2 protein-coding genes and 1 pseudogene are annotated in these 3,508 nt (G+C 63.6%); all 3 read right to left on the bottom strand.

The genetic code is table 11. The annotated features are described in order from the left end of the window. Positions 1-361: 361 nt before the first annotated feature. Complete coding sequence (locus QZ269_RS12425; protein ID WP_291427021.1) at positions 362-2,095, bottom strand: PEGA domain-containing protein; 1,734 nt, start codon at positions 2,093-2,095, stop codon at positions 362-364. 256 nt (positions 2,096-2,351) lie between these two features. Further along, complete coding sequence (locus tag QZ269_RS12420; protein ID WP_291427020.1) at positions 2,352-3,314, bottom strand: homoserine dehydrogenase; 963 nt, start codon at positions 3,312-3,314, stop codon at positions 2,352-2,354. After that, positions 3,311-3,508, bottom strand: a pseudogene (locus tag QZ269_RS12415) (hypothetical protein); the annotation flags it as partial. The gene QZ269_RS12420 and the pseudogene QZ269_RS12415, both read right to left, overlap by 4 nt.

Here is a 3,508-nt window from a genome sequence, read left to right as displayed (position 1 = left end):
TGGAAATGGGCGAGTCACTCCGTGAACTCCTGCGGTTGGGCGTTAAAGCAGCCTGAAAGGTTCCGAACTACTGTGTAATACGAACTGCGCTCAATTCCGCCCGCAGTCGGGAGCGGTCAGGCCCCTTCACGGGTGCCGTTCTGACCAAGACAGCGACCAGGCCCCATCCTGGGTGCCGTTTTGGTCAAGACAGCGGTCAGGCTTGCTTCAAGCGAGTCCGCTCTGCCCAGGAGGCACCGCCTGCACCCCCATACCGCGAAATCCATATTTTCCCTATTCGCCTCGGCTTGAATTGAACGGTTTTTGCAAATTGTTCAGCCAGAGTCCGTATAAAATACCTTGCTGCCTGCCGGTATCTGACTTATGGTCCCAGATTGATGGTGACTGGTTGCGACGTGGGCACGCTGACCTTGAGGCTGGCGGGCGTAAAGCCGTCGGTGCTGACGCGCAGGCGGTACTGTCCGGGAACCGCCAGATGAACTGTGCCGGGGGCCTGTCCTACGCTTTGTCCAGGCTGAAGTCGGGCGGCGGCAGGGGCCGTTTCTACCGTGAGGTGCGCGGTTTTGTTCTGTGCATTGGCTCCTTTCAGGATAAATTGCACGGTGCAGCAGGGGGCCGCCGAGGGCTGGCGCCGGTTGTGTACCAGCGCTGTAAGCAGCAGCGCAGCGGCCAACCCTCCCAGTACAGGCCAGAGCCAGCGGGGAGGCGCGAACGAGGGGGTGGCTCCGTCCTCCCTGACAACGTGCCAGGTCTGATCGGCGGACCAGGTCGCCCGAATGGGCTTGAGCGTGCGGCGTTCCCCGGCGGGCAGTGGTTCGCCTCCTACTGAACTTTGCCTGGCGCTAGTCGCAGTGCTCTGTCTGTCGGCGGCGTTTTGCACGTCAAGTTTAGCCTGCGCCTGCATGGCCTGCTGTTCTCGTCGGCGTCGCTCCTGCGGGGATTCTGTGGGTACGCCTGCGCTGCCAACCACCTCGGCCCACTGTCCCGGCGCAAGGTCGCGCCGCGCCTCGGCCAGTGTTTTCAGACGGGCGGTGTCGGCCCGCAGGCGATCTCTGGCCCGGCTGGCTACGCCCCGCTTTCTGGTTTCTGCCGCTGTGGGGGCGCTTTCCGGTGAGGTGGGGGGCGAGAGAGGGACGGCGCTTGCCTCAGCGACAGTAGTGACACCAGCGCCTGTAGGAAAGGTAGCCGCTGTCCGGGTGCTGTGGTTCGGCGCGGCGGCGGCGTACTGGCCTTCTTCCTGTAGCCTCTCTTTGAGCGACACCGGGAAATCCCATTCGTCGATATTCAGTTTGAAGTCGGCGATATTCTCGGCGTCCAGCGTGCCTGCGCCCAAATCTGTGCCCGGAGGAGCCGGGGCCGCCGGGTAGACCGTGACCGCCGAGGGTGGTCTGAGGGCCGCCGCCGGGCTGGGGCCGGATTCGTCCAGGCTACTTTGCCGCACATAAGAGCCTTGCTGGGGCAGCAGTGTGCCGCTGCCAAACAGGCTTGCCGGGCTCAGTGAGGGCGCTGACGCGGACATTTCGTCCCGTGCCCCCGCTTCAAGGAGCTTGCGGGCGTCCTGGGCGCTCAGGTCAGTGGGCGGGTCGCGCAGCAGCCCCAGAATCCCGGGCAGACCGCCAATCTGGTCCAGGGCCACCGCCAGGTCCCGGAGGTCACGGGCCGCCGTATAGTCCGGCCCCAGGGGAGTTAAGCCCCCGCCTGCCAGCATGACCCGGCCATCTACGCTCCAGAGTTGACCCGCATCAATGGCTCCATGCGCCAGGCCACTCATGTGCAGCACATTCAGCGCACTGAGGGCCCCGCGAGCGGCCAGAACCGGGTCGTTGGCGGCTGTGACCTGTGGGGGTAATTCCGTGACCAGGTAAGTGTCGTCGCCGCTCCTCACCAGGTCTACAAAGGGCAGCAGCGAGGGGCTACGTGGCAGCTGGGGGGCGGGCCTAGGACGGCACAACCCGTGCAGCAGGGCGGGCATCCCGGTGACCCGGTCGGTCACCAGCAGCGTGCGCGAAACGCCGCCCCCCTCGTCGGAACGCACGGGCGTACCAGGGGTGGGTGAGACTTCGCGGATCACCACATAAGGACCAATCGCTGTCATTGTTAATTAGTATACGAAGCTGCTGGCCTAATCTGAGCCTGCCATGAGCGTTAGAGCAGTGCTCCGAATGATAGGCACGTCGGAAAAACACCGCCGCCCCTTCATTTTACGGCTTGCTCTTTCTTTTTCACTCCTTCCACTTTGCAAAAAGATGGTCAAAAGAGCACCATCTTTTTGCAAAATGCTCTAAGTCAGGCGGGTTCAGAAAGTAGGGGTCGTGTGAGCGGTCAGCTGACCTGGGGCAAAACGCGTCACTCTAGTGCAGCGGCACGTGCCCCGGAAAGCCCAGCAGGTAGTCCAGCAGGTCGCCCACCATCGCTGAGGCCGTGATCATGCCGCCCGCGCCGCCGCCCGCGAAAATCAGGGTGCCGCACTCGTCGCCCTCATAGACCAGCGCGTTCCGGTTGGCTCCAGCCGTGCAGAGCGGGTGGTCGGCGGGCAGGCGCTGCGGGGCGACCGTGGCCTTCCAGCCGGTGGAGGCGCGTTCGAGTTCGGCCACCAGTTTGATCTTCTCGCCGTTTTTGCTGGCGTCCTCCACGTCGGCCAGGGTCACATTCTCGATGCCGGTGACCTGCACGGCGCTGTAAGGAAAGTGGCCGTCGGCGCAGAAGCGGGCCAGCACCGCCAGCTTATGCGCGGTGTCGAAGCCGCCCACGTCCAGCGTCGGTGGGTCTTCCGCGTAGCCCAGGGCCTGCGCCCCGGCCAGCGCCGCCGCGTAATCTTGCCCGCCTTCCATCTGGGTCAGGATGTAGTTGCAGGTGCCGTTGAGCACTGCCTGGAGCTTGTTAAAGGTACTGGCCCGCAGCACGGTGCTCATGGGGCCGATGACCGGCGTGCCCGCCATGACCGAAGCCTCGTAGTACAGCTTGCCGTCCAGGGCGTACTCGCGCAGTTCATCCCAGCGCTCGGCCAGCATTGCTTTGTTGGCGGTAATGACCGGGCGGTCGCTACGCAGGTAGGGCCGCAGAATGTCCAGCGGACGGTCTACGCCGCCTATCGTCTCGATGACCACGCCACACTCCTGCAAAAAGTCACAGTCGGTGGTCACGCGGGTGCCTGCCGGAACATTGCGCTTCTTATTCACGTCGCGCACCATTACCCCGGCGATCTCGATTTTTACGCCGACATCCTCGAAAATCGGTTTACGCCGCTCGATCAGATTCAGTACGTCCTGGCCCACGGTGCCGCTGCCCAGCACCCCTACAGTCACGGTTCTCACGCTTCAGAGCTTACCCCGCCGACTGTCGCGTGGGGTCGGGGGGGGTTAGAAGGGCGCGGGGTTTTATTGCCAGTCAAGCTGGTGAGGTAAAAGCGCTCTTCCACAGATGTTTTCCCTTGCACCGTTCGCGTGGCACGAACGCGCACCAGCGCGTTCAAATCCATCCACTTGTCACGACCTTCGATGAAGCTCAG

Source organism: Deinococcus sp., from assembly GCF_018260405.1.
In the GTDB taxonomy this organism is placed as follows: Bacteria; Deinococcota; Deinococci; order Deinococcales; family Deinococcaceae; genus Deinococcus.
This window is presented reverse-complemented; position numbering and strand designations above follow the sequence as displayed.

Bases quoted from the DNA above. Each gene is read 5' to 3' on its own strand.
- QZ269_RS12425 (WP_291427021.1), bottom strand. From the start codon at position 2,095: ATGACAGCGATTGGTCCTTATGTGGTGATCCGCGAAGTCTCACCCACC.